This window comes from Mesorhizobium sp. M1A.T.Ca.IN.004.03.1.1, from assembly GCF_003997555.1.
In the GTDB taxonomy this organism is placed as follows: Bacteria; Pseudomonadota; Alphaproteobacteria; order Rhizobiales; family Rhizobiaceae; genus Mesorhizobium.
Map to the genome: position 1 here is coordinate 1 of NZ_RZTV01000590.1, position 258 is coordinate 258.

Sequence of the window (258 nt, forward strand, 5' to 3'; positions counted from 1 at the left end):
GTCGTCGATCTCACCCGCCTCCAGGCCGAGGCCGGCCACGCCGTCGGTCTCGTCTGCGACGCCTCCACCGGCGGCGAACGGGCGGAGCGGGCTCTCGCGGATTTGGGCCCCCATCTCGCGCTCGGCGTCACGCGCATTCCCATGCGCCGGAATCCGGATGCGAGCGATCTCGGGGCGCTACGCGCCGTGCGGGAGCGGGCTCTCGCCGAACAGGTCGACGTGCTGCACGGCCATGGCGCCAAGGGCGGCGTCTTCGCC

The 258-nt window shown here is 73.6% G+C and carries 1 protein-coding gene; it reads left to right on the plus strand.

Features of this window, described 5'->3' with window-relative positions; genetic code table 11:
• Nucleotides 1-258 (plus strand): glycosyltransferase (locus tag EOD29_RS32995; protein ID WP_164764009.1); only part of this gene is annotated, 258 nt, incomplete at both ends.